Here is a 24,787-nt window from a genome sequence, read left to right as displayed (position 1 = left end):
CCGTCGCCAGTGATAGCGCTGTCAGCGCTGCGGAGGTCCGTCTCCGTGCCCGCATCGATCTGCCTCCTCGCAGTGTGACTGTCGTCACGACCACGATGTCGTAATTCGGGCCGGACCCCCTAGCCCGGTCGATGCGTCCGTCGCGCCCGGTTCCTGCCCGTTCTCAGGCCGGGTTTCAGGCCGGGTTTCAGGCCCGGATGACCCGGGGGCCGAGTGCCGAGAACCGGCGGGCTTCGCTGGCCGAGAGCTCGGTGCCGGTGATGAGCAGCTCGAAGTCGCGTACGCCGGCGAAACGGCACAGGCTGGAGGCGCCGAACTTGGTGTGGGCGCCGAAGAAGATCCGGCGCCGGGAGCGCTCGATTGCGGCGCGCTTGACCGCGGCCACCGAGGGGTCCTGGGTGGTCAGGCCCTGCTCGCGGGAGATCCCGTTGGCGCCGATGTAGGCCAGGTCGATCACCAGGTCGGCCAGCATCCGCGTCGCCCACTGGTCCACGACGCCCCGGGTGATGGTGCGTACGCGCCCGCCCAGCACGATCACGGTGAGCTCTGGGTCCGCGGAGAGCCGGGTGGCCACCGGGAGCGAGGGGGTGATGACCGTCGCCGGGCCCTGGCCGAAGAGCTCCTCGGCGAGGAACTGCGGCATGGTGCCCTCGTCGATGTAGATCGTCTCCGCCCCGTGGCGATGCTGGAGGGCGGCCCGGGCGATCCGGTGCTTCTCGTCGACGTCGCGGCCGGCGCGGAACTCGAGCGAGGTCTCGAAGCTGCCGCTCTCCAGGGCGACCGCGCCGCCGTAGACCCGCTCCACGACGCCGCGGTCGGCGAGCACCTTGAGGTCGCGCCGGATCGTCTCGACGCTCACCCCGAGAGCGGGCGCGAGATCGGTCACCGAGACGCGGCCGGTCGTGCGGGCGCGCGCCAGGATCTCCTCCTGGCGGGCCTGGTTCCGCTGAGACGGCTCAGTCGACTGCTCGGGCGACGTCATGGGCGCCATCATGCCCGGAATCGTGCCCGGTTCGCAGAGGGCATGGCCGAACCGGGCGCCCGGTTGGCCTGATCGGGGTTCTCCGGGGCACAATGCCCCGGACGGACGGTGTCGCGGCGTTTTGCGGCTACCTGGCCGCTTACGTAAGATTGAATCTCGGCGTGCGCAGTGCGCCGTTCCTGCAGGCATCTGCTGGCACCTATCGCTTCGGGGTCCGGCCTGCTTTGCCGCGGGTCGACACAAGACTTTTGAGTTCGGAGCATGAAGGAGACCGCGGTGTACGCGATCGTGAAGGCTGGCAGCAAGCAGCAGAAGGTCGTTGTCGGCGACGTCATCGAGATCGACCGCCTCGACGGCGAGAACGGCACGGCCGTCTCGCTCCCCGTGGTCCTCCTGGTCGACGGCGAGAACGTGACCTCGACCGGCCTCGACAAGGCTTCGGTTGCGGGTGAGATCGTCGGCGCCTCCAAGGGCCCGAAGATCATCATCCAGAAGTACAAGAACAAGACCGGCTACAAGAAGCGCCAGGGTCACCGTCAGAAGTACACCCAGGTCAAGGTCACCGCGATCAACGCCTGATTCGGCGTTCTAGAGACACTGAAGGACTGAGAAGATGGCACACAAGAAGGGTGCGGCAAGCACCAAGAACGGTCGCGACTCCAACGCCCAGCGCCTCGGCGTGAAGCGCTTCGGCGGTCAGCTCGTCAACGCCGGCGAGATCATCGTCCGCCAGCGTGGCACGCACTTCCACCCCGGCACCAACGTCGGCCGTGGCGGCGACGACACCCTGTTCGCCCTGCAGCCGGGTGCGGTCGAGTTCGGCAAGCGCCGTGGCCGCCGCGTGATCAACATCGTCCCGGGCGACGCCTGAGCAACGCCTTTCGACGGCCCTCTCCTGCGGGAGAGGGCCGTCGCCCTTTTGCCGAGTCGGCTCGTCCTGACCGACATCAGCGCCGAGTCGGCCCGTTGGGACGAGCCGACTCGGCGGGATCTTCGTTTGACTCTCGTCAGAGTTGCGTCGCGCGGTCCGCGATCGCCTCGAAGACCTGTTGCGAGACCTCCCAGCGCGTGCCCGGCCGCGGCCAGTGGAGCGCGATGTCGGTGATCCCGATCTCGGCGTAGGAGCCGACCAGGTCCTCGAACGCGTCGGCCGACTCGGTCCACGGCTCCTCGGTGAAGCCGGACATGAACAGCTTCGGCATGCTGTCGTAGTCCCGGCCCTTCTTCTCGCACGCCTCCCGGAGCATCTCCAGCCGCTGGGCCACGAACCCCTTCGGGTCGTCGCCCTGCGGGTTGGCGATCCAGCCGTCGCCGACCTCAGCGGTGAGCCGGATCCCGCGCGGGCCGTTGCCGGCCAGCCACAGCGGCGTACGCGGCTGCTGCACCTGGCCGGGGGAGACGGTGACCTCGCGGGTCTGCCAGTGCTCGCCGTCGATCGTGACCGGTGACTCGCGCAGCAGCCGGTCGACGGTGCGGGTCCACTCCGAGAACCGGTCGGCGCGCTCGCGCGGGGTGAACTCCCGCCCGAGCACGTCGCCGTCGGAGGTGTGGTCGGCGCCGCCGGCGCCGATGCCGATCGTGATGCGCCCGCCCGAGATGCGGTCGAGGCTGCGGATCGCCGCGGCGGTCGGGATCGGCGTACGGAAGTTGGGGGTGGTCACGAGCGTCCCGAGCCGGATCGTGGAGGTGAGGGCCGCTGCGGCGGCCATCGACGTGAACGCCTCCTCCCACGGGCTGTGCCCGCGCCAGGCCAGGTGGTCGTAGACCCACGCCGTCTCGAATCCGAGCTGCTCGGCCTGGGCCCATCGCTCGCCCATCGCCGGCCAGTCCTCGATCGGCCACATCACTGTTCCTACTCGCATGGGCTCAACCTACCGATGCCGAGAATGCCGAGTCGGCGCATCCGACCCCTCTCGCTCGCTTCGCTTCGCGAGGCACGGGGTCAGATGCGCCGACTCGGCAGACACGTGGGGTCGGCCTTAAGGTGAGCGCATGGCTGTACCCACCTTCGTCGACCGCGTCACCCTCCACGTCGAGGCCGGTCGCGGCGGACACGGGGTGGCGTCGGTGCACCGCGAGAAGTTCAAGCCGCTCGGCGGGCCCGACGGCGGCAACGGCGGCCCGGGCGGATCGATCATCCTGCGCGTCGACCCCGACGTGACCACGCTGATCGACTACCACCACAGTCCCAAGCGCAAGGCGTCCAACGGCGGCCAGGGTGCGGGCGACCACAAGAACGGCGCCCACGGCGAGGACCTGGTGCTTCCCGTCCCCGACGGCACCGTGGTCACCGACATGAACGGCAACGTCCTCGCCGACCTGGTCGGCCCGGGCTCCGAGCTGGTCATCGCCGAGGGCGGTCGTGGTGGGCTCGGCAACGCCGCGCTGGCCTCCTCCAAGCGCAAGGCTCCCGGCTTCGCGCTCCTCGGCGAGCCGGGCGAGGCGCGTGAGATCGGCCTCGAGCTCAAGGTCGTCGCCGACATCGGCCTGGTCGGCTTCCCCTCGGCCGGCAAGTCGAGCCTGATCGCGGCGATCTCGCGAGCCCGGCCGAAGATCGCCGACTACCCGTTCACCACGCTGGTGCCCAACCTCGGCGTCGTGAAGGGCGGCGAGATCACCTTCACCGTCGCCGACGTGCCGGGGCTGATCGAGGGTGCGGCCGACGGTCGCGGCCTCGGTCACGAGTTCCTGCGCCACATCGAGCGCTGCGCGGCGCTCGTCCACGTCATCGACACCGCGAGCATCGAGCCGGGACGCAACCCGATCGACGACCTCGACATCATCGAGAACGAGCTCTCCCGCCACGGCGGCCTCGAGGACCGGCCCCGGCTGGTCGCGCTGAACAAGGTCGACGTCCCCGACGGCCGCGAGATCGCCGAGATGACGATCGGCGAGTTCGAGAAGCGCGGCCTGAAGGTCTTCGAGATCTCCGCCGCCTCCGGCGAGGGCACGCAGCAGCTGATCTACGCGATGGCCGAGCTGGTCGCCGCCGCCCGCAAGGACGTCCCGGTGGTGCCGCCGACCCGGATCGTGCTGCGTCCCGAGGGCGCCGAGGGCAAGAACGGCTTCACCGTCAAGGTGTCGAAGAACGGCGAATACCTCGTCCGCGGCCCGCAGCCCGAGCGCTGGGTGCGGCAGACCGACTTCGACAACGAGGAGGCCGTGGGCTACCTCGCCGACCGCCTCAACCGGCTCGGCGTCGAGGAGCGGCTGGTCGAGCTCGGAGCCGAGGAGGGCGACACCGTCATCATCGGCGACCCGGCCAACGCGGTCGTCTTCGACTTCCGTCCCTCGATCGAGACCGGTGCCGAGATGCTTGGCCGCCGCGGCGAGGACCAGCGCTTCTACGAGGAGCGGCCCGCTGCCGCCCGCCGGCGCGAGATCGACGCCGGGATGGAGACCAAGGAAGAGTACGAGGCCCGGGCCGACGTCGCCCGACGGCTGCGTGAAGGGTCCGGCCCCGTGGCGTACGAGATCGGTGGCGAGGACGACCCGGACAGCGACTGGGCCGAGAACGACCCGGGCGAGTCGTCCCGCTCGACCAGCGGAAACTGACGCCTCGGCCGGCGCCGGCGCCGGTAGGATCCGGCGCAGCGGAGAGCACAGGCTGACGTACGAGGGGGATCGGTGCAGCGCGAGGTCGTGACCGGAGCACGCCGGGTCGTGGTCAAGGTCGGGTCGTCGTCGCTGACGACGGCGGCAGGAGGCATCGACCCGGCCCGGGTGAGCGGGCTGGTCGACGTACTCGCGAAGACGCGGGCCGCCGAGCAGGAGGTCGTGCTGGTCTCCTCCGGGGCGATCGCCGCCGGGCTGTCACCGCTGGGGCTGGCCAAGCGCCCGCGGGCGCTGGCCAAGCAGCAGGCGGCGGCGAGCGTGGGGCAGGGGCTCCTGGTCCACCGCTACACCGACGAGCTCGCCCGGCACGGCATCATCGCCGGCCAGGTGCTGCTCACGGTCGACGACCTGAACCGGCGTGCGCACTACCGCAACGCCGACGCGACGCTGTCCACGCTGCTCGACCTGGGTGTGCTCCCGATCGTCAACGAGAACGACACCGTGGCCACCTCCGAGATCCGGTTCGGCGACAACGACCGGCTCGCGGCGCTGGTGGCCCACCTGGTCAAGGCCGACCTGCTGGTGCTGCTCAGCGACGTCGACGCGCTCTACGACGCGCCGCCGTCCCAGCAGGGCTCGCAGCGGATCGACGAGGTCGCCTCGCTGGCCGATCTGGCCGGGGTGACCATCGGCAAGGCCGGTGCCGCGGGCGTCGGCACCGGTGGGATGGTGACCAAGCTGGAGGCCGCCCGGATCGCCGTCGAGGACGGCGTCCCGGTCGTGCTGACCTCCGCCGCTCAGGCCGAGGCCGCGCTCGCGGGCGAGACGGTCGGCACCCTGTTCCATGCCGTCGGCAAGCGGCGCCCCGCGCGGCTGCTGTGGCTGCAGCACGCCACCGAGGCGGTCGGCTCGATCACGGTCGACGCCGGAGCGGTCGCCGCGATCCGGAAGCGTGGCGCCTCGCTGCTCGCGGCGGGGATCACCGGCTCCTCGGGCGCGTTCCACGTCGGCGACCCGGTCGACGTCGTCGACCCCTCCGGGGTCGCGGTCGCGCGCGGGCTGGTGAACTACGACGCCGACGAGATCCCGCGGCTCGCCGGGCGGTCCTCGGGCTATCTCGAGGCCAACCTGGGGGCTGCGTACGGTCGGGAGGTCATCCACCGCGACGATCTGGTCGTGCTGTGAGCGAGCGCCGGCGAGCGACCATCGGGTCCATCACGCGGTCGGCTCCGTACTCTGGCGCGGGCGCTACGGAGGCGGCCGCGTGAACCGGGCTCGGTGGGTTCCGCTGGCGCTGGCCTGGTGCCTGTTGGTGATCTGCGGGCTGCCGGCGGTGGCGATCACGCTCTCCCGGGCGCTGGCGAGCACCGACCTGCGAGCGGTGCGGCTTGCTGCGTTCGCGCCCTTCGGCGTCGGGTTGTACGCCCTGTGCCTGATCGCTGTCCTGGTGCTGGTGTGGCTGGCCGCCGGTCCGGCGCGTACCCGGCTCCTGGTCCTCGCCGGTGTCACCGCGATGCTGCTCGCGGTGCACCTCGCCTGGCAGGCGCCGCTCTACGCCGGCTCCCGGGAGACGAGCGCCGGGGAGCCGCTGACCGTGATGACCACCAACCTCCTCGAGGGCAAGGGCGACACCGACGCGGTGGTCGAGGCGGTGCGCGCCCACAAGGTCGACGTGCTCGCCCTCCAGGAGATCACCCCCGAGGCGTTCGCGAAGCTGTCGAGCACGCTGCGCGAGCAGCTGCCCTACCGGATCGGCGAGGCCGCGCCCGGGACCCGGGGCACGATGCTCTTCGCCGACCAGCCGATCACCAGGTCGCGCCGGCTCGACACCGCCATGGGGTCGTGGGTGGCCGACGTGGGAGAGCGGCGGGTCGTCGTCGCCCACCCGGCCCCGCCCACGCTCGCGTCGTGGCCGGCCGAGCAGGAGCTGATCATCAAGGAGGCGGCCGCGGAGAAGCCCGACCTCGTCCTGGGCGACCTCAACGCCTCGCTCGACCACCACACCGTCCGCCGCCTGCTCGACGCTGCGGACGTACAGGACGCGGCCAGGGCCAGCAACGCGGGCTGGCAGCCGACGTGGCCGACCGAGGGGTTCGCCGGCGTACCTCTCCCGCCGGCGACCGCGATCGATCACGTCCTCATCGGTGACGACCTGGTCGCGCTGGCGACCGAGACGGTCGAGGTCCCCGGCTCGGACCACCTGGCGCTGGTCGCCTACCTCGGCACGCCCGAGGAGTGAGTCGGATTCGGGCGCTGGTCTCGTAACCTGAGCGCGTGGCTGACAACTCGGACGGTCTGATTCGCTCGGCGCTTCGTGGGAACGAGGAGACCGCGAGCCGGTTGCGGCGCACGCAGTTCCTCGGTGTGCTCGTCCTCGCCGTCGCAACGCTTGCGGTTCCCGTGGTCAGAGGCACCGACGACTCGGAGGTCTCGCTCTCCGTCTGGGCGGCGACCGGGTGGGTCGCGGAGCTGCGGGACGCATCCGACGAGGTGCCGGCCGCCTATGTGTTCCTCGCCTTCGCGTCGTACGTCGCGATCCTCTTCGCGCTCGCGGCCCCGGTGCTCGCTCTCGTCATCGCGCTGCAGCGCTCCGGGCTGGCACGGTTCGCTGCCGGGCTCGCGGGGGTCATCGGTGCGGTCGTCACGCTCGTGATCTGGCTGAGTGTGGCGGGCGAGGTGCTCGGTGAGTACGCCGACCTCCGCCCGACCTGGGGCCTCCTGCTCCCGCTGGCACTGGGTCTGTGGACGGCCAACATGCTCGAGACCGACGACTAGACGCCTACTCGTCTCGGAGATGGCCGAACCACTGCTCGGCACCGAAGCCCATGAACCGCTCCACCTCGACGAACCCGAGCTTGCGGGCCAGGCGTAGGGACGGTTCGTTGGCCACCTGCGTGGTGAGCACCACCGGCTCGCCGGGGAGCGTCCTCTCGATCCAGCCGAGCGCCGCCCGGGTGGCCTCGGTCGCGATGCCTCGGCCCCACGTGATCGGGAGGAACTCATAGCCGATCTCGACCTCGTCACCCTCCTCGCGTACGTGGTGTGCCCATGCCCGATCACGCCGCTGGATCGTGATCCGCCCGACGAACTCGCCGGCGTGCTCGACCGCGAAGATCCCGGGCCTGGTGTTCGGATCCTGCGGGATGAGCTCCTCCAGCTCCTCGCGGGTGTGCTGCGGGCCGCCGAGATAGGCCTGCACCGTCTCGTCCGAGAGCAGCTCGGCCAACCCTTTCCTGTCCTCCGTCCTCGTCTCGCGGAGGATCAGGCGGTCGGTGACGATCGGATCCGGGGGCCAGGGCACGTCGCCGAGGGGTTTCATGATCCTGCACCGTAGCCGACCCCGCCGAGAGGTCACCTACGTCGGCCGATGCGTCACCTACGTCGGCCGAGGTGGCAGACACGTGCCCACTCGGCCGACGCGCGTGACGCCTCGGCACGGGCCTCAACGTCTGGTGAAAGCCCCGCGGACGCTCCCCACCGCCGCGAGCCCACCGGCTCGGGGTGAGGCTGTCCGGCGTCAGTCGCCGACGGCGTCGATGCCGCGCTGGACGATGAGGGGGTCGGGGGTGCCGACGATGTCGATGTCCTTCTCGTCGTAGTCGTGGTTGGCGAGGAAGTAGCGCATCGCGTTGAGGCGGGCGCGCTTCTTGTCGTTGGAGCGGATGGTCGTCCAGGGGGCCCAGTCGGTGTCGGTGCGGCGGAACATCTCCTCCTTGGCGGCGGTGTAGGAGTCCCACTTGTCCAGCGACTGCACGTCGATGGGGGAGAGCTTCCACTGCCGTACCGGGTCGATCTGGCGGATGATGAAGCGGGTCCGCTGCTCCGAGCGACCGACCGAGAACCAGAACTTCGTGAGCGTGATCCCGGAGTCGACGAGCATCCGCTCGAAGAGCGGCACCTGGTGCATGAACTGCTCGTACTGCTCGTCGGAGGCGAAGCCCATCACCCGTTCGACGCCGGCGCGGTTGTACCAGGAGCGGTCGAAGAGGACCATCTCGCCGGCGGTGGGGAGGTGCTGGACGTACCGCTGGAAGTACCACTGCTGCGACTCGCGGTCCGACGGCTTCGAGAGCGCCACGGTGCGGGCGTAGCGGGGGTTGAGGTGCTCCATGAACCGCTTGATCGTGCCGCCCTTGCCGGCGGCGTCGCGGCCCTCGAAGATCAGCACGTGCTTCCCACCGACGCGGTCGTTCCAGCGCTGGAACTTCAGCAGCTCGACCTGGAGGAGGTACTTCTGCTCGTCGTAGACCTCACGGGCGATCCGCTCCGTGTAGGGATAGTTCTCGCGCCAGGTGTCGACGGCCTTGCCGGCCGGATCGAGGAGCACCGGGTCATCGTCGTGATCCTCGCCGATCGTGTGACCTTCGGTGATCAGGTTGTCGATGTATTCGCGGAATCCCTGGGACATGCGCACGACCATAGGGAGGCGAGGTGAACGAGCGGCGACGTTTCAGCAAGGCTGCACCGTTTCAGCAAGCATGGCCATCGGGCCGTAACCTTGGTAGACGATGAATCCCCGGACCGTCTATCTGGACCACGCCGCCACCACGCCCATGGCTCCGGCGGCGATCGAGGCGATGACCGCGGAGCTGGCGCTGGTCGGCAACGCGAGCTCGCTGCACGCATCAGGGCGCCGCGCCCGTCGGGTGCTCGAGGAGTCCCGAGAACGGATCGCCGCGGCGCTCGGGTCCCGGCCCGGTGAGGTCGTCTTCACCTCCGGTGGCACCGAGGCCGACAACCTCGCGCTCAAGGGCGCCTTCTGGGCCCGGCACGGCCAGGACCCGGCGCGCACCCGGATCCTGTCGACCACCGTCGAGCACCACGCGGTGCTGGACCCGCTGCACTGGCTGGAGACCACCGAGGGCGCCCAGGTCGAGCTGATCCCGTGCGACGCGACCGGCCGCGTCGACCTCGCCGCGATGAAGGACGCCATCGAGCGTGACCCGGCCTCGGTCGCGGTCGTCTCGGTGATGTGGGCCAACAACGAGGTCGGCACCCTGCAGCCCGTCGCCGAGATCGCCGCGATCGCCGCCGAGCACGGGATCCCGGTCCACACCGACGCCGTCCAGGCGGTCGGCGCGGTGCCGGTCGACTTCGCGACCAGCGGCGTCGACGCGCTCTCGCTGACCGGCCACAAGCTCGGCGGCCCCGTGGGCGCCGGCGCGCTCGTGGTGCGCCGCGAGCTCGAGCTGACCGCGCTCGTCCACGGCGGCGGCCAGGAGAGGGACGTACGCAGCGGCACCCACGCGACCGCCGCCATCGCCGGTTTCGCGGCGGCGGTCGAGCTCGCGATCAAGGAGCAGGAGGCATACGCGACCAGGGTCGGTGCGTTGCGCGACCGGCTGGTCGAGCAGGTGCTCGCGGCGGTGCCGGACTCTCACCTCAACGGTCCGCCGCTGGAGCCGCTGGGTCGTCACCGGCTGCCCAACAACGCCCAGATCGCCTTTCCCGGGTGCGAGGGCGACTCGCTGCTGATGCTGCTCGACGCCGCCGGGGTCGAGTGCTCGACCGGGGCGGCATGCTCGGCCGGCGTACCTCAGGCCTCCCATGTGCTGCTCGCCATGGGCCAGTCCGACGAGCAGGCGCGCTCCTCGCTGCGCTTCTCGCTCGGGCACACCACGACCACCGAGGACGTGGACCGGCTCGTCGCGGCGATCGGTCCGGCCGTCGAGCGTGGCCGCGCGGCAGGACTGAACCGATGAGAGTCGTCGCCGCCATGTCCGGCGGAGTGGACTCCGCCGTCGCCGCCGCCCGCGCCAAGGAGGCGGGCCACGACGTCACCGGCGTCCACCTGGCGCTCTCGCGCAACCCGGCGTCCTACCGCTCCGGCGCGCGCGGGTGCTGCACGATCGAGGACTCCAACGACGCCCGCCGCGCCGCCGACGTGATCGGCATCCCGTTCTATGTCTGGGACCTCTCCGACCGCTTCCACGAGGACGTGGTCGAGGACTTCATGTCGGAGTACGCCGAGGGCCGCACGCCCAACCCGTGCCTGCGCTGCAACGAGAAGATCAAGTTCGCCGCCGTGCTGGACCGGGCGCTCGCGCTCGGCTTCGACGCGGTCGCGACCGGTCACTACGCGACCCTTCGCGAGGACGCCGACGGGCTGGTCGAGCTGCACCGCGCGGTCGATGCCGGCAAGGACCAGTCCTACGTGCTCGGGGTGCTCGACCAGGACCAGCTGCGCCACTCGCTGTTCCCGCTCGGGGACACCCCCAAGCCGCAGGTACGCGAGGAGGCGGCCCGTCGCGGCCTGCTGGTCGCCGACAAGCCCGACTCCCACGACATCTGCTTCGTCGCCGACGGCGACAACGCCGGCTGGCTGCGCGAGAAGCTGGGTGACCGGGCGCCCAACGAGTCCGGGCCGATCGTCGACGAGAGCGGTGAGGTGCTGGGCGAGCACCAGGGGACCTACGCCTACACGATCGGGCAGCGCAAGGGCCTCCGCCTCGGCAAGCCCGCGCCCGACGGGAAGCCGCGGTTCGTCCTCGACATCGAGCCGGTCTCCGCGACCGTGACGGTCGGACCGCGCGAGCACCTGGCCGTCGACGGTCTCTCCGGGATCCGGCCGCGCTGGGCCGGCCGGCCGCCCGAGGGCGTCCTGGAGGGCACCGTCCAGCTGCGCGCGCACGGCGACGAGCACCGGGCCCGGGTGACCGTCGTTCCCGACGGAGCCGAGATCGAGCTGCTCGACCCCGCCTACGGCATCGCGCCGGGCCAGGCGGCGGTCATCTACCACGGCACCCGTGTCGTCGGGTCGGTCACCATCTCCGCGACCCGCCGGGTGGCTCTCGCGTGAGGGCGACCGGGGTCGGGTCGCTGCCGGGGGAGAACTACGCGGAGGCCTGCCGCATCGTCCTCGGTGAGCTGCAGGACCTCCCGCACCTGCCCGAGCTGCCCGCGCGCGGCGCGATCGCGAACATGACCGGTCGGGCGCTGGCCGTCCTCGACGGGCTCGACGCCGACCTCCAGCCCGCGGGCTGGCGGCTGACCGGCACCTCCGGCTCCGCCGGCGTCGACCACCGGCGCGCCCGCAGCCTGCTCGCCCAGGACCTCGACACCGTCGAGGAGCTGGTCCAGGACTCTCCGCTGACCTCCGGGGGCGGCGCCTTCAAGATCCAGGTCGCCGGCCCGTGGACCCTGGCCGCCACCGTCGAACGGCCGCGCGGCGACAAGCTGCTCGCCGACCACGGCGCCCGGCGTGATCTCGCGCAGGCGCTGGCCGAGGGGGTACGCACCCACATCCGCGACGTACGCCGCCGCCTCCCCGGCGCCGACACCCTCGTCGTCCAGGTCGACGAGCCCGCGCTGAGCGCCGTGCTCGAGGCCCAGGTGCCGACCGCCTCCGGATTCGGCAAGCACCGCAGCATCGACCTTCCCGAGGCATCCCAGTCGCTGGAGTGGGTGCTCGGCGCGATCGCCGACGAGGGCGCGATCCCGTGGGTGCACTCCTGCGCGCCCGGGACCCCGCTCGGCCTGCTCCGCAAGGCCGGGGCGAAGGGCATCAGCGTCGACCTGACCCAGCTCACCGCGGCTGACCACGACGAGCTGGCCACGGCGCTGGAGGCCGGCGACACGGTCGCGCTCGGCGTGGTCCCGTCGCTCGCGCCGGCCGGCCCCGTGCCGACGGACAAGACGGTCACCGAGACCGTGGAGCGCTGGCTCGACATGCTCGGGCTCGATGCTGCGTACGACATCGTGCTGACGCCCGCGTGCGGTCTCGCCGGTGCCGACTGGCGATGGGCCCGCACCGTGCTGCGCATCCTCACCGAAAGCGCCCGTCACCTGGCGTAGATTCCCCTCATGAGACGACGGGGGATGGCTCTGCCGGCTGCGACTCTGCTGCTCGCCGGGGCGTTGGCAGGCTGTGGCAGCGGCGCGACCGAGGCGGACGACGGCACCAGCGACGAGCCCTCGGTGGCGCCGTCGGTGAGCATCGACCCGGCCGACCTGAAGCCCGGCAACCGCCCCGCGACACCCGAGGCGCTCGCGGCGATCGCGCTCCAGCACGTACGCGTCGTGCCGGAGGAGTTCGACGGCGGCGACACCTACTTCGAACCGGACGAGGTCGGCACCGTGCTGGTCTGGGGAGCCGATCACACGCTGGAGGTGAAGGCCGGCCCGGTCGACGACGACCTGCTCTCGACCTGGTGCCACGACGGCATGTCGGGGTGTGCCGAGGTGAAGGGCGAGACCGGAACCGCCACGGTCGCCTGGGACCTCGCCACCGACGACGGCACCCCCGGGCAGCTGATGGTCTCCCACCGGTCGGGGCGGGAGGAGCGCCGGGCCGCCTACGTGGGTGAGAAGATCACCGGGGACCCCCGCAAGCTCGATCTCGAGGTGAGCGTGGACGACCTCGTCGCCCTGGTCACCGACCCACGCCTCGGCACGAAGACGACCTTGAAGATGACGAAGGCGCAGGTCAGCGGCTTCCCCGCGGAAGGTGCCAACGGCGCCGGCGAGGTCGCGCTGACCGCCGGCGCGATCGCGGCGGGGCTGCTCGAGACCAAGGAGTACGCCGACATCGACTCCTTCGAGAAGGCCGACGTCTCGGGCTACGGCACGGGCGCCTTCGGTGTCGTCGGCACCCGCCCCGACGGCAGCACCGTCACCGCTGTCCACGCTCCCGATCTGCCCGCCGAGAAGCGCAAGTGCCCTAGGACGCTCACCTGCTCGAAGGGTGACACCGACGGCTACGACGGCTGGACCGAAGGGTTGGCCGAGACCGTTCGCTGCTACCCGGCGGAGGGGGAGCGGCGTGCCTTCTGTGCGGTCGTACGCCAGCAGGCGCCCGCCCCGTTCCCCGGCGACGACCTCGACCCCGTCCTCTCCGGCTTCGAGTCGGCCCTGGAGACGCTGTGGCCGACGGTTCCGGCCGCGACCGCCCGCCGGGGCGAGTCGCTGGTCGGCTGAGCGACGTCAGCGTCCGGCGACCCGCTGGCCCTGGTAGGCCTGGTCACGCTGGCTCGGCGGAGCGAACGACTCCGGCGGGCGCGGCTGAGGGTGTGCCGGCTGCACGGGAGCCGCGTGCTGCGGATCCCGGTGCTGGGGCGCCGCCTGCCGGTGGCTCGGCTGCCGGGGAACCGGTTGCCGCGGATCCGGCTGACGCGGATCGGGCTGACGCGGTCCCGGCTGACGAGGCCCGGACTGACGTGGGCCGGACTGACGTGGGCTCGGCAGCTGGTCCGCAGGGAGCCGGCGCGGGAGCGGGGTCTCATGCCGAGGCGGACCCTGGTGCTGGCCTAGATGCTGGGGCTGGAGCTGCGGCTGGCGGGGGTAGGCCGGGTGGGGCCCGGAGGCATGCCGCGGGTCCGCCGGATAGCGCGGCGGGGCCTGGGCGTAGCCCGGCTCGTCCCACTCCGGGTCGCGCTTGCGGCGCCCGGAGAGCATGGCGACGGCACCGGCGACGAGGGCGAGGAGGATCATCGTGGCGACGATGATCCAGGTGAGCGGGCCGACGCCGCTCTCGTCGGCGGCGGCCGCCTTCTTGACGGCTCCGGTCGGCGGGGCGCAGCCACTCTGGACGCACTCGCCGTCGCTCGGGGTGCCGGTCACGAGGAACCTGATCCCACGGTTCACCGAGCCCTGGAAGGTGAGCGTGTGCTTGCCGAGCCCGATGTCCTTGGGAAGCCGCCCGGACCACTTCGCGACGCCGCTGCCGTTGGCCTTGACGCTGGTCGAGAGGACCAGCGGGGTCGAGTAGACGACGACCCGGATACCGGTCTCGTGGGGCCTGAAGCCGGAGGCCTGCGCGTGGATCACGTCATCGGCGTCCACGGAGACGTCGTCGAGGCCGGTGAGGGTGATGCCCTTGACCGTCGGCGGCTCCTCGGGTGCGGTCCAGGGCTTCTTCGACGCCCTCTTCCTCGGCTTCTCGTCGGACCCGGCACCGGTCCCGTCGCCGGAGTCGCCCGTTGCGGGCCGACCGGAGGACGTACCGTCACCGGCGCCCGAGCCGGAGCCCGACCCCGAGCCGGACCCGTCCGAGGAGCCGGTGTCTCCCGAGGGCTCCTCCGGGGTCGGTGAGCTGCTGGGCTGGGAGAGTGCGTCGAAGTCGAAGGGGACCCCCACCGCTCGCGAGTCGGAGGAGTCGTAGAGGTCGCGGTCACCGCCTCGCATCGTCATGATCTGGTAGTCGGTGCCGGGGTCGAGCCGGGCGACCTGCGCAGCGTCGAGGGTGAACGTGTAGGTCCAGTCGTCGGGGTTCTCGGGGTTGATCACGACCGACTTGATGAAGGTGCTCCGCGTGCCCGATCCGCGGTAGCCGACCGGGTTGAGCGCGATCTCGATGCCCGGATCCTTGGCGCTGTAGTCGGTGCCGTGGACACTGAGGACCACGCCGTCCTTGGACTGCTCGACGATCGACACCTCGACCTCGGCGTCGGAGAAGACGCTTCCCAACCCGAGCGCGTACGTGGCGCCGACCGAAGCCAGCGTGAGCGCGAGCGCTGTCAACAGCGTCACGACGAGCCGAGCAACCACTGCAGACCTCACAAGGCGGTCGTATGGGGGATTGGTGTCGGCCCGCCTTCCCGACGCGGGAGGAAGGTAGCGGTCTTTACCCTCTTGTGGTGAGCCCCGTCACCCAGGTGTTGATCGGCTGCGTCGATATTGAGGGCGTTGAGTGTCGTTTGGGCCGATGAAACGCCGAAAACGCCCGGGTGGGTATGCCGACAGAAAATGTCGGCGGGACCGGGCAAGATGGTGCCCGTGAACGATGACGTGACCGCTGACGCGGGCCCTGAGCAGAAGACCGAGCACCAGGAGCTCGCCGAGCAGATCGAGGACGCTCGCTACCGCTACTACGTGCTCGACGACCCGACGCTCTCCGACGCCGAGTTCGACCAGAAGTGGCGCCGGATCAACGAGCTCGAGGAGCAGTTCCCGGAGCTGCGCACCCCCGACTCGCCGACCCAGAAGGTCGGCGGCACCTTCTCGACGGAGTTCACCGCGGTCGACCACCTGCAGCGGATGGAGTCGCTCGACAACGTCTTCTCCTTCGAGGAGCTCGCCGGCTGGCACGCCCGGATCGCCAAGGACGGCGCCGGCCAGGCCGAGCTGCTGTGCGAGCTCAAGGTCGACGGTCTGGCGATCAACCTGCTCTACGAGAAGGGCCGCCTGGTCCGGGCGCTGACCCGTGGCGACGGTCGCACGGGCGAGGACGTCACCCCGAACGTACGCACCATCAAGTCGATCCCGCACCGGCTCAACGGCACCGACGAGTTCCCGGTGCCCGACCTGGTCGAGGTCCGCGGCGAGGTCTTCCTGTCCGTCGAGGCCTTCGACAAGCTCAACGCCTCCCTGGTCGACGCGGGCAAGCCGATGTTCGCCAACCCGCGCAACTCCGCCGCCGGCTCGCTGCGCCAGAAGGACCCGCGGGTGACCGCGACCCGCGAGCTCGGGATGGTCTGCCACGGGATCGGCGCGCGGGAGGGCTTCCAGCCGGTCGCCCAGTCGCATGCGTACGACGCCCTGAAGGCCTGGGGGCTGCCCACCTCGAAGCGGGTCAAGGTGCTCAAGACCCTTGCCGAGGTCGAGGAGTTCATCAGCTACTTCGGCGAGCACCGCCACGACGTCACCGAGCACGAGATCGACGGCGTCGTGATCAAGGTCGACGACATCTCGCTGCAGCGCCGTCTCGGCTCGACCAGCCGGGCGCCGCGGTGGGCGATCGCCTACAAGTACCCGCCGGAGGAGGTCAACGCCAAGCTGCTCGCGATCGACGTCGGCGTCGGCCGCACCGGCCGGGTCACGCCTTTCGGTGTCATGGAGCCGACGAAGGTCGCCGGCTCGACCGTCGAGCGGGCGACGCTGCACAACGCCCACGAGGTGAAGCGGAAGGACGTACGCCCCGGCGACACCGTCATCCTCCGCAAGGCCGGCGACGTCATCCCCGAGATCCTCGGCCCGGTGCTGCCGCTGCGACCCGAGGGGCTGCCGGAGTGGGTGATGCCCACCGAGTGCCCCGCGTGCGGCACCACGCTCGCCGAGCAGAAGGAGGGCGACAAGGACCTGCGCTGCCCCAACCACCGCGGCTGCCCGGCGCAGGTGCGGGAGCGGGTCTTCTTCGCCTCCGGGCGGGGCGCCTTCGACATCGAGGGGATGGGCTACGAGGCGGCCGACGCGCTGCTCGCCGCCGGGGTGATCACCAACGAGGGCGACATCTTCGACCTCGACGAGGCCGGCCTGGCCACCACGACGTTCTTCACCCGCGCGGCGAAGAAGGCCGAGAAGGAGGCCGGCGCCGGCGACCGGGTCCTCAACGCCAACGCCCTCGGTCTGCTGCGCAACCTCGAGGAGCGCAAGCAGGTCCCGCTGTGGCGGGTGCTGGTCGCGCTGTCGATCCGCCACGTCGGCCCGTCCGCTGCCCGTGCGCTGGCCACCGAGTTCGGCTCCCTCGACGCGATCTGGGCGGCCTCCCAGGAGGAGCTCGCCGCCACGGAAGGTGTCGGCGGGATCATCGCCGAGGCCATCGTCGAGTGGCGCCAGGTCGACTGGCACCAGGAGATCGTGGACAAGTGGCGCGCGGCCGGGGTCTCCCTCGCCGACGAGCGCGACGAGTCGGTCGCCCGCACCCTCGAGGGCCTGACCGTCGTCGTCACCGGGTCGCTGGAGGACTTCTCCCGCGACGGCGCCAAGGAGGCGATCATCAGCCGGGGAGGCAAGGCCGCGGGCTCGGTCTCCAAGAAGACCGACTACGTCGTGGTCGGCGAGAACGCCGGTTCCAAGGCCGCCAAGGCCGAGGAGCTCGGCCTCCCGATCCTCGACGAGGCGGCGTTCAAGGTCCTGCTGGAGGCCGGCCCGACTGGACTCGGTTAGGAAATACCCCCCATAGTGTGGGGCCGTGCTCGACGCCCTCCCCCCACTCCTCACGGTCGCCGCGGTCCTGCTGGTCCCGGCGACCGTGGTGCTGTTCACGATCCGTACGCCGCGTTCCGGCTCGCTCTCCACGGCCACCGCGATCCTCGCGGCGGTCGTCACCGCGCTGATCGCCTTCGGGGCCGGCCTGCTGATCGGTCAGGACGCGACCCGGGCCGCGATCGAGGGCACCGTCCTCGGTGCCTCGCTGCTGGCCTGGCTCCCCGCGGCACGGGACTGGGACGTACGCGGTCTGGTGGCCTGGGCGCTCACCATCGACGTGGGGCTGATCTACCTGACCTACGTGGGCCTGTGGACGGTGATCGTCCATCCCGGCGCGTGGACGACGACGCTGTCCGGCCTGCTGTGGCTGCTGGAGGTCTTCGTCTTCCTGATCGGCGTGGGCTACCTGTGGGAGATGGTCGACGTGCTCGCCCGGCGCCGCTGGCGCGGGTGGCCGACACGCGGTGAGCACCACCCGGGTTGGCGCCACCCGTTCGTCAGCCTGCACGTCCCGACCCACAACGAGCCGCCCGAGATGGTCATCGAGACGCTCCAGCGGATGCTCGAGCTGGACTACGACGCGTACGAGATCCTGGTCATCGACAACAACACCGACGACCCGGCGCTGTGGCGGCCGGTGCAGGAGTTCTGCGAGCAGTACGACGGGCTCACCTTCATCCATCTGGCCAACTGGCCGGGCTTCAAGTCCGGAGCGCTCAACTACGCGCTGACCAGGATGAACCCGCGCACCGAGGTCGTCGGGATCGTCGACGCCGACTACCACGTCGCCCCGGACTTCCTGGCTCACAACGCCCCGCTGTTCACCGATGATTCGGTGGCGTTCGTGCAGACGCCCCAGGACTACCGGGACTGGGACGTCTCGCCCTACTTCCGCCGTCTCTACCACTCCTACGGCTACTTCTTCGACGTCAGCCAGGTCTCGCGCAACGAGCGCAACGGCGCCATCTTCGGCGGCACCATGGGGCTGATCCGGGCCTCCGCCCTGATCCGGTCCGGCGGCTGGGACGAGTGGTGCATCACCGAGGACGCCGAGCTGTCGCTGCGGCTGCTGAAGATGGGCTACAACGGCATGCACGTCGACCGCTCCTACGGTCACGGGGTGATGCCGCTGACCTTCGAGACGCTCAAGAAGCAGCGGTTCCGGTGGTGCTTCGGCGGCATCCAGATCCTGCGCATGCACTGGCGCTCGCTGCTGCCCGGGCGCCGCACCGAGGACAACCAGATGAACCTGGCGCAGCGCTGGGCCTATCTCGTCGGCGGGCTGCAGTGGTTCGGTGACCTCGCCGGGGGGCTGTTCACCTTCTTCCTGGTCACCGGCGCCCTCGACCTGACGCTCGGTGGCGGACTGGTCGTACGCCGCGTCTCCGGGCTCCTCCTGTTCGCCACCGTCGCGCTGGTGCTCTTCGGTGCGGCCCGCTCGATCGCTCTGGTCCGGCTCCGCGGCGGGGCCTCCTGGGGTGACGCGATCGGCGCCTTCGGGCTGTGGCTGGCGCTCGGGGTGACCGTCGCGCGGGCCTCCTGGCTCGGCCTGGTCTCGCGTGAGGGCACCTTCCTGCGTACGCCGAAGATCAAGGGGCAGCCGCGGGTGCGTGACGTGGTCCGGGGCAACCTGGTCGAGACCGTCGCGGCCGCGGTCTGCCTGGTCCTGGCGCTCGTGGTCGCAGTGAGCGGCGGGGCGACCGGGGTCGCCGTCGCGGCCTTGCTCGCCTTCCAGGGGATCGGGTACGCGTTGGCGCCGATCAACAGCTGGGCCGCGATCCGCAGCGACCTGCCCGCCGACCTGCGTCGCCGCCGGGAGCGGATCTGGGCGTGGAGCGCCGCCGCTGCGCCCGCTGCCCGGCGCGGGGGACTGGTGCTGGCCTTCTCCGCGGTGATGCTCGCCGGACTCGTCGCGCTCGCCGCGCCGGTGGGCAGCCCGGACGTACCCGAGGTCGGCGACGTGCACGGTGCCCTGGAGAAGAAGACGCGGACCGGGCACGACGAGCCCTCGCCCTCGCACAGCGCGGACCCGGACCCCGAGACGGGAGGTGAGCCGGCCGACGACCCGACCCAGGCTCCGGCGGCCACGCCGAGCCAGGTCGGCGCCACCGCCAGCGCCCGGCCGACCCGCACCGCAGCGCCGACCCCGTCGACCAGCCCCACCCGCGGGACCGACCCGACCCAGGCCGCCACCGATCAGCCCGGCTCGCCGGGCAGGCCGACCGGCAAGCCGTCCAACGGTGGGGGACCGAACAAGACGCAGTAGCCGGCGAGCGTCAGGACTGGTTCATCGTCCCGCTGATCGTGTCGGCGCGCTTCTTCAAGGTGACCGGCGTATCGGCGCACTCCTTGCCGACCTGATCGCATATCTCCACCTTCGTCCCGGACGCCCGGATCAGCTGCCCCCCAGGGGCCCAGCCGATGTGGTCGCCGAGCTCGACGGCGGTCTCGGTGCCCTGGCCGAGGTCGTGGATCGGCGCGGTTGGGGTGTCATAGCGGCAGTTGTCGTGCTCGTCGCACGTCGAGTAGGGGGCCGCCAAGGCGTGGGTGCCGTCGGGCGAGAGCTTGAGTCTGATCAGGTCGTCGGGGAATTCGGTGGAGCGAGTGGTCAGGAGCACCTGACCCGTGGCCACCTCGACCACCCTCTGGGTCTCGCCGGTCGCATCCTGGGTCACCGCGCGGCCGTTGAGCACCTCGGTGGTGTAGCTGCCCGGGAGCCCCTTCGCGGTCGAGACCTTCCCGGCACGCCACTCGACGTCGAGCGTGCGGTCGTCGAGAGCGACATAGGCGTGCTCGCCGTCGACCGCGACCGGCGGTGTCTTCCAGCCCGCCCAGGTGTACTTCCCGGAGATCGGGACGTCGGCCACCTTCTCGCCGGTGACGAGGTCGATGACGCGCACCAGCCAGCCGTCGCCGCCCTCGACGGTCCAGGAGACATAGGGCGAGTCGGGGTCGGTGCCGATCAGCCGGTCGCTCACGTCACCGAGGTCGAGCGGTTGTACGCCGGCCGTCGTGATCAGCGAGAGACGCGCGTTGGACTGCGTGCTCCGGGCCAGCAGGCCGACGGAGGTGTAGCGCAGGTCGTTCACCGTCCCGCCGTACGTCACCACGCTCCCGTCGCCGAAGTGGACGCTGCCGCCCTCGGCGACCGCCCACCCCCGCGGGTCCCCCTCGGCGGCGGCGATGTGCGGCTCGTCGCCGCCGAGCGTCCCGCTCAGGGCGTACGTCCCGAGCGCGCCGGCAATCGCCAGGGCCGCCGCGCCAGCGGCCCAGCGGGCCCGGCGGCGCCGGCGGACGGCTCGGACGCGGAGATGGAGTTCGTCGGTGGCCAGACGGGGAACGGACACCTCGTCGGCGGCATCGCGCAGCAGCGTGCGCAGGTCGTTGTCGGTCACTGGGTCACCTCCAGGGTGAGAGTCGGGTCGCCGAGGATGGTGCGGAGCTTGTCGAGGGCGAAGGAGGTCTGGCTCTTCACCGTGCCCTCCGAGCAGCCGAGTAGGGCCGCGGTGCGGCGTACATCGAGGTCCTCGTAGAAGCGGAGGACCACGACGGCGCGCTGGCGCGGAGGCAGTGCGGCGACCGCGTCGAGCAGCACCGAGCGGGTGGTGGGGTCGCTGTCCTGACCGAGGTCGGGAAGCACCTCGGTGGGCTGCTCGCGGTTCCACGAAGCCTTCCGGAACCAGCTCATCGCGGTGTTGAACAGCACCTGCCGTGCGTAGGCGGGTGCGGCCTCGAGCGTCCGCACCCTGCCCCAGTTTCCGAAGGTCTTGGCCAGTGCGGTCTGGACCAGGTCCTCCGCACTGGCGTGGTCCCCGACGAGCAGGTAGGCAGAGCGATAGAGCCGCGGCCAGGCGACCTGGGCGAACTCGTCGAACTGCTCCTGGGTTGGCGGTCTCGCCATCGATCCATCCGATCTCTCGAGCCGATTGTCAGGGTTGAGGACGCGGTGGGGCCACCGATCGGTTGTATGTGCGTCGACCTCCCGCCCGACGCGGGCCTTACCGAGGTGAGAGTTGGGCGTCGTGCCGCCTAGGATGTGCGCATGCCAGAAATCACCCGCGACGAGGTCGCGCACCTGGCCGACCTCGCCCGCATCGACCTCAGCGACGCCGAGCTCGATCACCTTGCCCCTCAGCTGCAGGTGATCCTCGAGTCCGTCGCCTCGATCCAGGGGCTTGCCGGCGACGACGTGCCTGCCACCTCCCACCCGCTTCCGCTGACCAACGTCTTCCGTGAGGACGTCGTGACTCCGTGCCTGACGCCGGAGCAGGCGCTCTCCGGTGCGCCGAGCGTCGAGGAGCAGCGCTTCGCGGTGCCGCGGATCCTGGGGGACGAGCAGTGAGCGAGCTGATCCTGAAGACGGCCGCGCAGCTGGCCGACGCCCTCGCCGCCGGCGAGACCACCTCCGTCGAGCTGACCCAGGCCCACCTCGACCGCATCGCCGCGGTCGACGGTGACGTCCACGCCTTCCTGCACATCGACGCCGAGGGTGCGCTGTCCCAGGCCGCCGCCTCCGACGCGCGCCGGGCCAACGGTGACGCGCTGCATGCTCTCGACGGCGTACCGATCGCGGTCAAGGACGTGCTGACCACCACCGGCCTGCCGACGACCTGCGGCTCCAAGATCCTCGAGGGCTGGGTCCCGCCCTACGACGCGACCGTGGTCAAGAAGATCAAGAACGCCGGTCTGCCGATCCTCGGCAAGACCAACATGGACGAGTTCGCGATGGGCTCCTCCACCGAGCACTCGGCCTACGGCCCCACGAAGAACCCGTGGAAGCTCGACCGGATCCCCGGCGGCTCCGGCGGTGGCTCGGCCGCGGCCGTCGCCGCCTTCGAGGCGCCGCTCGCGCTCGGCACCGACACCGGTGGCTCGATCCGTCAGCCGGGTGCCGTCACCGGCACCGTCGGCGTGAAGCCGACCTACGGCTCGGTCTCCCGCTACGGCCTGGTCGCCCTGGCCAACTCGCTGGACCAGGTCGGTCCGGTGACCCGCACCGTGCTCGACTCGGCGCTCCTGCACGAGCTCATCGGCGGTCACGACCCGCTCGACTCGACCTCCACCACGACCCCGGTGACCGGGCTCGTCGACGCCGCCCGCGCGGGCGGGACCGGCGACCTGAAGGGCGTCAAGGTCGGCGTCATCAAGGAGTTGGCGGGCGAGGGCTGGGCGCCCGACGTGATGGCCAAGTTCAACGAGTCGGTCGACATCCTCACCAAGCTGGGTGCCGACGTCGTCGAGGTCTCCACCCCGAGCTTCCAGCACGCGATGGCGGCCTACTACCTGATCCTGCCGGCGGAGTGCTCCTCCAACCTGGCCAAGTTCGACGCCATGCGCTACGGGCTGCGGGTCACCCCGGACGGCGACCCGAGCGCCGAGGACGTGATGAAGGCGTCCCGCGACGCCGGCTTCGGCGACGAGGTCAAGCGCCGCATCATCCTCGGAACCTACGCGCTGAGCAGCGGCTACTACGACGCCTACTACGGTCAGGCGCAGAAGATCCGCACGCTGATCATCGAGGACTTCAAGAAGGCCTTCGAGCAGGTCGACGTGCTGGTCTCGCCGACGTCGCCGTCGACCGCGTTCCCGCTGGGCGCGAAGCTCGACGACCCGCTCGCGATGTACATGCAGGACCTGGCCACCATCCCGGCCAACCTGGCCGGCACGCCCGGCATCTCCGTCCCGGCCGGTGTCTCCGACGTGGACGGGCTGCCCGTCGGCGTACAGCTGCTGGCGCCGGTCCTGGAGGACGCCCGTCTCTACCGCGTCGGTGCCGCGCTCGAGGGCGCCATCGGTCCGGTGCTCTCGATCGACAAGCTGGAGGTGGCCCGATGACGGAGACTCTCGTCCCGTTCGACGAGGTGCTGGAGCGCTACGACCCGGCCTTCGGGCTCGAGGTGCACGTCGAGCTCAACACCAACACCAAGATGTTCTGCGGCTGTCCCGCGACCTTCGGCGGCGAGCCGAACTCGCAGGTCTGCCCGACCTGCCTCGGCCTGCCCGGCTCGATGCCGGTCGTGAACGCCAAGGCCGTGGAGTCGGCGATCCGGATCGGGCTCGCGCTCAACGGGTCGATCGCGGAGTGGTGCCGGTTCGCCCGGAAGAACTACTTCTACCCGGACATGCCGAAGAACTTCCAGACCTCGCAGTACGACGAGCCGATCGTCTACGACGGCTACCTCGACGTCGAGGTCGAGGGAGAGACCTTCCGGGTCGAGATCGAGCGCGCCCACATGGAGGAGGACACCGGCAAGACCACCCACATCGGTGGCGCGACCGGTCGCATCCACGGCGCCGACTACTCGCTGGTCGACTACAACCGTGCGGGCATCCCGCTGATCGAGATCGTCACCCGACCGATCCTCGGCACCGGTGCCAAGGCGCCGCTCGTGGCCAAGGCCTACGTCGCCGCGCTCCGCGAGATCCTGCTGGGCCTGGGGGTCTCCGACGTACGCATGGACCAGGGCTCGATGCGCTGCGACGTGAACCTGTCGCTGTCCCCGAAGGGCTCCGACAAGCTCGGCACCCGCACCGAGACGAAGAACGTGAACTCGCTGCGCTCGGTCGAGCGTGCCGTACGTTTCGAGATGTCGCGCCACGCCGGGATCCTCGACGCGGGGGAGGCGATCTTCCAGGAGACCCGCCACTTCCACGAGGACACCGGCACCACCTCGGCCGGGCGCCCGAAGTCGGACGCCGACGACTACCGCTACTTCCCCGAGCCGGACCTCGTCCCGGTCGCGCCGAGTCGCGAGTGGGTCGAGGAGCTGCGCGCCACGCTGCCCGAGCCGCCGGCCGAGAAGCGGGCGCGGCTGCAGGCCGAGTGGGGCTACTCCGACCTGGAGATGCGTGATGTCTGGGCCGCCGGTGCGCTGACGCTGATCGAGGCGACCGTCGCCGAGGGTGCCTCCGCCCAGGCCGCGCGCAAGTGGTGGATGGCCGAGCTGTCCCGTGCCGCCAACGACCGCGGTGTCGAGCTGGCCGAGGTCGGGGTCACCCCGGCCCAGGTCGCCGAGGTGCAGAAGCTGGTCGACGGCGGTTCGCTGACCGACAAGCTCGCCCGCCAGGTCTTCGAGGGGCTCTTGGCTGGTGAGGGCTCGGTCGCCGAGATCATCGACGCCCGCGGCCTCGCCGTCGTCTCCGACGACGGCGCGCTCGGTGCGGCCGTCGACGAAGCGATCGACGCCCAGCCCGCGGTCGCGGAGAAGATCCGAGGCGGCAACCAGGCCGCGGCCGGTGCGCTCATCGGTGCGGTCATGAAGGCGACCGGCGGCAAGGCCGACGCCAAGCGTGTCCGTGAGCTGATCCTGGAGAAGCTCGCCTGAGGCTCTGTCGAGACGGCTCGAACTGACCACCATCCGCCGAGTCGGCGCGTCATGACGCGCC

22 protein-coding genes are annotated in these 24,787 nt (G+C 71.0%); 15 read left to right on the top strand and 7 right to left on the bottom strand.

Translation table 11 applies throughout. The annotated features are described in order from the left end of the window. Positions 1-187: 187 nt before the first annotated feature. A complete protein-coding gene (locus tag UG56_RS14090; RefSeq protein WP_045550851.1) occupies positions 188-982 on the bottom strand; it encodes a DeoR/GlpR family DNA-binding transcription regulator in 795 nt (264 codons plus the stop codon). Positions 983-1,258: 276 nt separating this feature from the next. Here UG56_RS14090 and rplU point away from each other — a divergent pair, with 276 nt between their 5' ends. Then, on the top strand, positions 1,259-1,561 hold the full coding sequence (gene rplU / locus UG56_RS14085) for a 50S ribosomal protein L21 (RefSeq protein WP_045550852.1): 303 nt from the start codon (positions 1,259-1,261) through the stop codon (positions 1,559-1,561). A 34-nt stretch (positions 1,562-1,595) separates the two neighbouring features. After that, on the top strand, positions 1,596-1,853 hold the full coding sequence (rpmA, locus tag UG56_RS14080) for a 50S ribosomal protein L27 (protein ID WP_008358497.1): 258 nt from the start codon (positions 1,596-1,598) through the stop codon (positions 1,851-1,853). A gap of 136 nt (positions 1,854-1,989) precedes the next feature. Here rpmA and UG56_RS14075 read toward each other — a convergent pair whose 3' ends face one another. After that, positions 1,990-2,844 carry an LLM class flavin-dependent oxidoreductase gene (locus UG56_RS14075; protein ID WP_045550847.1) on the bottom strand — a complete coding sequence of 285 codons (855 nt, stop codon included), beginning with the start codon at positions 2,842-2,844 and terminating at the stop codon, positions 1,990-1,992. A gap of 130 nt (positions 2,845-2,974) precedes the next feature. Between UG56_RS14075 and obgE the strand changes: the two genes are divergently transcribed. From obgE to UG56_RS14055, 4 genes are all read left to right on the top strand, one after another. Then, a complete protein-coding gene (gene obgE / locus UG56_RS14070) occupies positions 2,975-4,537 on the top strand; it encodes a GTPase ObgE (protein ID WP_045550848.1) in 1,563 nt (520 codons plus the stop codon). Positions 4,538-4,609: 72 nt separating this feature from the next. Further along, positions 4,610-5,722 carry a glutamate 5-kinase gene (proB, locus tag UG56_RS14065; RefSeq protein ID WP_143055034.1) on the top strand — a complete coding sequence of 371 codons (1,113 nt, stop codon included), beginning with the start codon at positions 4,610-4,612 and terminating at the stop codon, positions 5,720-5,722. Between the two features lie 79 nt (positions 5,723-5,801). Then, entirely contained in the window at positions 5,802-6,776 is a 975-nt protein-coding gene (locus tag UG56_RS14060) for an endonuclease/exonuclease/phosphatase family protein (protein WP_045550674.1), read from the top strand. A 35-nt stretch (positions 6,777-6,811) separates the two neighbouring features. Next, positions 6,812-7,312, top strand: a complete 501-nt coding sequence (locus tag UG56_RS14055; protein WP_045550673.1) for a hypothetical protein — start codon at positions 6,812-6,814, stop codon at positions 7,310-7,312. 4 nt (positions 7,313-7,316) lie between these two features. Here the strand turns inward: UG56_RS14055 and UG56_RS14050 are convergent, their stop codons facing one another. Together UG56_RS14050 and ppk2 are read right to left on the bottom strand one after the other, a co-directional pair. After that, on the bottom strand, positions 7,317-7,856 hold the full coding sequence (locus tag UG56_RS14050; RefSeq protein ID WP_045550672.1) for a GNAT family N-acetyltransferase: 540 nt from the start codon (positions 7,854-7,856) through the stop codon (positions 7,317-7,319). Between the two features lie 198 nt (positions 7,857-8,054). Beyond that, positions 8,055-8,945, bottom strand: coding sequence for a polyphosphate kinase 2 (gene ppk2, locus UG56_RS14045; protein WP_045550677.1), 891 nt, complete (start codon positions 8,943-8,945; stop codon positions 8,055-8,057). 100 nt (positions 8,946-9,045) lie between these two features. On the opposite strand from ppk2, the gene UG56_RS14040 reads away from it, so the two are divergent. Genes UG56_RS14040 through UG56_RS14025 form a run of 4 tightly spaced genes read left to right on the top strand, consistent with a single transcriptional unit; the run spans position 9,046 to position 13,453 of the window. Continuing rightward, the gene (locus tag UG56_RS14040; protein WP_045550671.1) at positions 9,046-10,239 is read left to right on the top strand and encodes a cysteine desulfurase family protein; all 1,194 of its coding nucleotides are present in this window, start codon (positions 9,046-9,048) and stop codon (positions 10,237-10,239) included. Continuing rightward, entirely contained in the window at positions 10,236-11,336 is a 1,101-nt protein-coding gene (mnmA, locus tag UG56_RS14035) for a tRNA 2-thiouridine(34) synthase MnmA (protein WP_045550670.1), read from the top strand. The genes UG56_RS14040 and mnmA overlap by 4 nt, the downstream gene beginning before the upstream one ends. Then, positions 11,333-12,331 (top strand): methionine synthase, encoded by a 999-nt coding sequence (locus tag UG56_RS14030; protein ID WP_071327075.1) that lies wholly within the window; start codon positions 11,333-11,335, stop codon positions 12,329-12,331. Before mnmA ends, UG56_RS14030 begins: the two co-directional genes overlap by 4 nt. A gap of 9 nt (positions 12,332-12,340) precedes the next feature. Beyond that, on the top strand, positions 12,341-13,453 hold the full coding sequence (locus UG56_RS14025; protein ID WP_143055033.1) for a hypothetical protein: 1,113 nt from the start codon (positions 12,341-12,343) through the stop codon (positions 13,451-13,453). Between the two features lie 6 nt (positions 13,454-13,459). On the opposite strand, the gene UG56_RS28400 is transcribed toward UG56_RS14025, so the two are convergent. After that, positions 13,460-15,004, bottom strand: coding sequence for a hypothetical protein (locus UG56_RS28400; protein WP_045550668.1), 1,545 nt, complete (start codon positions 15,002-15,004; stop codon positions 13,460-13,462). Positions 15,005-15,241: 237 nt separating this feature from the next. On the opposite strand from UG56_RS28400, the gene ligA reads away from it, so the two are divergent. Then, positions 15,242-17,359, top strand: a complete 2,118-nt coding sequence (gene ligA / locus UG56_RS14015; RefSeq protein ID WP_045550676.1) for an NAD-dependent DNA ligase LigA — start codon at positions 15,242-15,244, stop codon at positions 17,357-17,359. A gap of 25 nt (positions 17,360-17,384) precedes the next feature. Continuing rightward, positions 17,385-19,667 carry a glycosyltransferase family 2 protein gene (locus UG56_RS14010; RefSeq protein WP_071327074.1) on the top strand — a complete coding sequence of 761 codons (2,283 nt, stop codon included), beginning with the start codon at positions 17,385-17,387 and terminating at the stop codon, positions 19,665-19,667. Between the two features lie 10 nt (positions 19,668-19,677). Here the strand turns inward: UG56_RS14010 and UG56_RS14005 are convergent, their stop codons facing one another. Together UG56_RS14005 and UG56_RS14000 are read right to left on the bottom strand one after the other, a co-directional pair. Then, entirely contained in the window at positions 19,678-20,796 is a 1,119-nt protein-coding gene (locus UG56_RS14005; RefSeq protein WP_071327073.1) for a hypothetical protein, read from the bottom strand. Further along, positions 20,793-21,302 carry a SigE family RNA polymerase sigma factor gene (locus UG56_RS14000; RefSeq protein ID WP_045548119.1) on the bottom strand — a complete coding sequence of 170 codons (510 nt, stop codon included), beginning with the start codon at positions 21,300-21,302 and terminating at the stop codon, positions 20,793-20,795. Before UG56_RS14000 ends, UG56_RS14005 begins: the two co-directional genes overlap by 4 nt. A gap of 141 nt (positions 21,303-21,443) precedes the next feature. Here UG56_RS14000 and gatC point away from each other — a divergent pair, with 141 nt between their 5' ends. From gatC to gatB, 3 genes are read left to right on the top strand one after another with little or no spacing between them, the layout of a single operon-like run. Continuing rightward, a complete protein-coding gene (gene gatC, locus UG56_RS13995; protein ID WP_045548118.1) occupies positions 21,444-21,743 on the top strand; it encodes an Asp-tRNA(Asn)/Glu-tRNA(Gln) amidotransferase subunit GatC in 300 nt (99 codons plus the stop codon). After that, on the top strand, positions 21,740-23,236 hold the full coding sequence (gene gatA, locus UG56_RS13990; RefSeq protein ID WP_045548117.1) for an Asp-tRNA(Asn)/Glu-tRNA(Gln) amidotransferase subunit GatA: 1,497 nt from the start codon (positions 21,740-21,742) through the stop codon (positions 23,234-23,236). Before gatC ends, gatA begins: the two co-directional genes overlap by 4 nt. Next, positions 23,233-24,726, top strand: a complete 1,494-nt coding sequence (gatB, locus tag UG56_RS13985; protein ID WP_045548116.1) for an Asp-tRNA(Asn)/Glu-tRNA(Gln) amidotransferase subunit GatB — start codon at positions 23,233-23,235, stop codon at positions 24,724-24,726. The genes gatA and gatB overlap by 4 nt, the downstream gene beginning before the upstream one ends. The last annotated feature ends 61 nt before the right edge of the window (positions 24,727-24,787 follow it).

The sequence above is a fragment of the Nocardioides luteus genome (assembly GCF_000960475.2).
Classification (GTDB): Bacteria; Actinomycetota; Actinomycetes; order Propionibacteriales; family Nocardioidaceae; genus Nocardioides; species Nocardioides luteus_A.
The sequence above is the reverse complement of the archived record's forward strand: the minus strand, read 5'-3'. Positions and strand labels throughout refer to the sequence as shown.

Bases quoted from the DNA above. Each gene is read 5' to 3' on its own strand.
- UG56_RS14075 (WP_045550847.1), bottom strand. From the start codon at position 2,844: ATGCGAGTAGGAACAGTGATGTGGCCGATCGAGGACTGGCCGGCGATG.
- gatC (WP_045548118.1), top strand. From the start codon at position 21,444: ATGCCAGAAATCACCCGCGACGAGGTCGCGCACCTGGCCGACCTCGCC.
- UG56_RS14040 (WP_045550671.1), top strand. From the start codon at position 9,046: ATGAATCCCCGGACCGTCTATCTGGACCACGCCGCCACCACGCCCATG.
- gatB (WP_045548116.1), top strand. From the start codon at position 23,233: ATGACGGAGACTCTCGTCCCGTTCGACGAGGTGCTGGAGCGCTACGAC.
- obgE (WP_045550848.1), top strand. From the start codon at position 2,975: ATGGCTGTACCCACCTTCGTCGACCGCGTCACCCTCCACGTCGAGGCC.
- UG56_RS14050 (WP_045550672.1), bottom strand. From the start codon at position 7,856: ATGAAACCCCTCGGCGACGTGCCCTGGCCCCCGGATCCGATCGTCACC.
- UG56_RS14025 (WP_143055033.1), top strand. From the start codon at position 12,341: ATGAGACGACGGGGGATGGCTCTGCCGGCTGCGACTCTGCTGCTCGCC.
- UG56_RS14090 (WP_045550851.1), bottom strand. From the start codon at position 982: ATGACGTCGCCCGAGCAGTCGACTGAGCCGTCTCAGCGGAACCAGGCC.
- ligA (WP_045550676.1), top strand. From the start codon at position 15,242: ATGGTGCCCGTGAACGATGACGTGACCGCTGACGCGGGCCCTGAGCAG.
- UG56_RS14000 (WP_045548119.1), bottom strand. From the start codon at position 21,302: ATGGCGAGACCGCCAACCCAGGAGCAGTTCGACGAGTTCGCCCAGGTC.
- ppk2 (WP_045550677.1), bottom strand. From the start codon at position 8,945: ATGTCCCAGGGATTCCGCGAATACATCGACAACCTGATCACCGAAGGT.
- rpmA (WP_008358497.1), top strand. From the start codon at position 1,596: ATGGCACACAAGAAGGGTGCGGCAAGCACCAAGAACGGTCGCGACTCC.
- mnmA (WP_045550670.1), top strand. From the start codon at position 10,236: ATGAGAGTCGTCGCCGCCATGTCCGGCGGAGTGGACTCCGCCGTCGCC.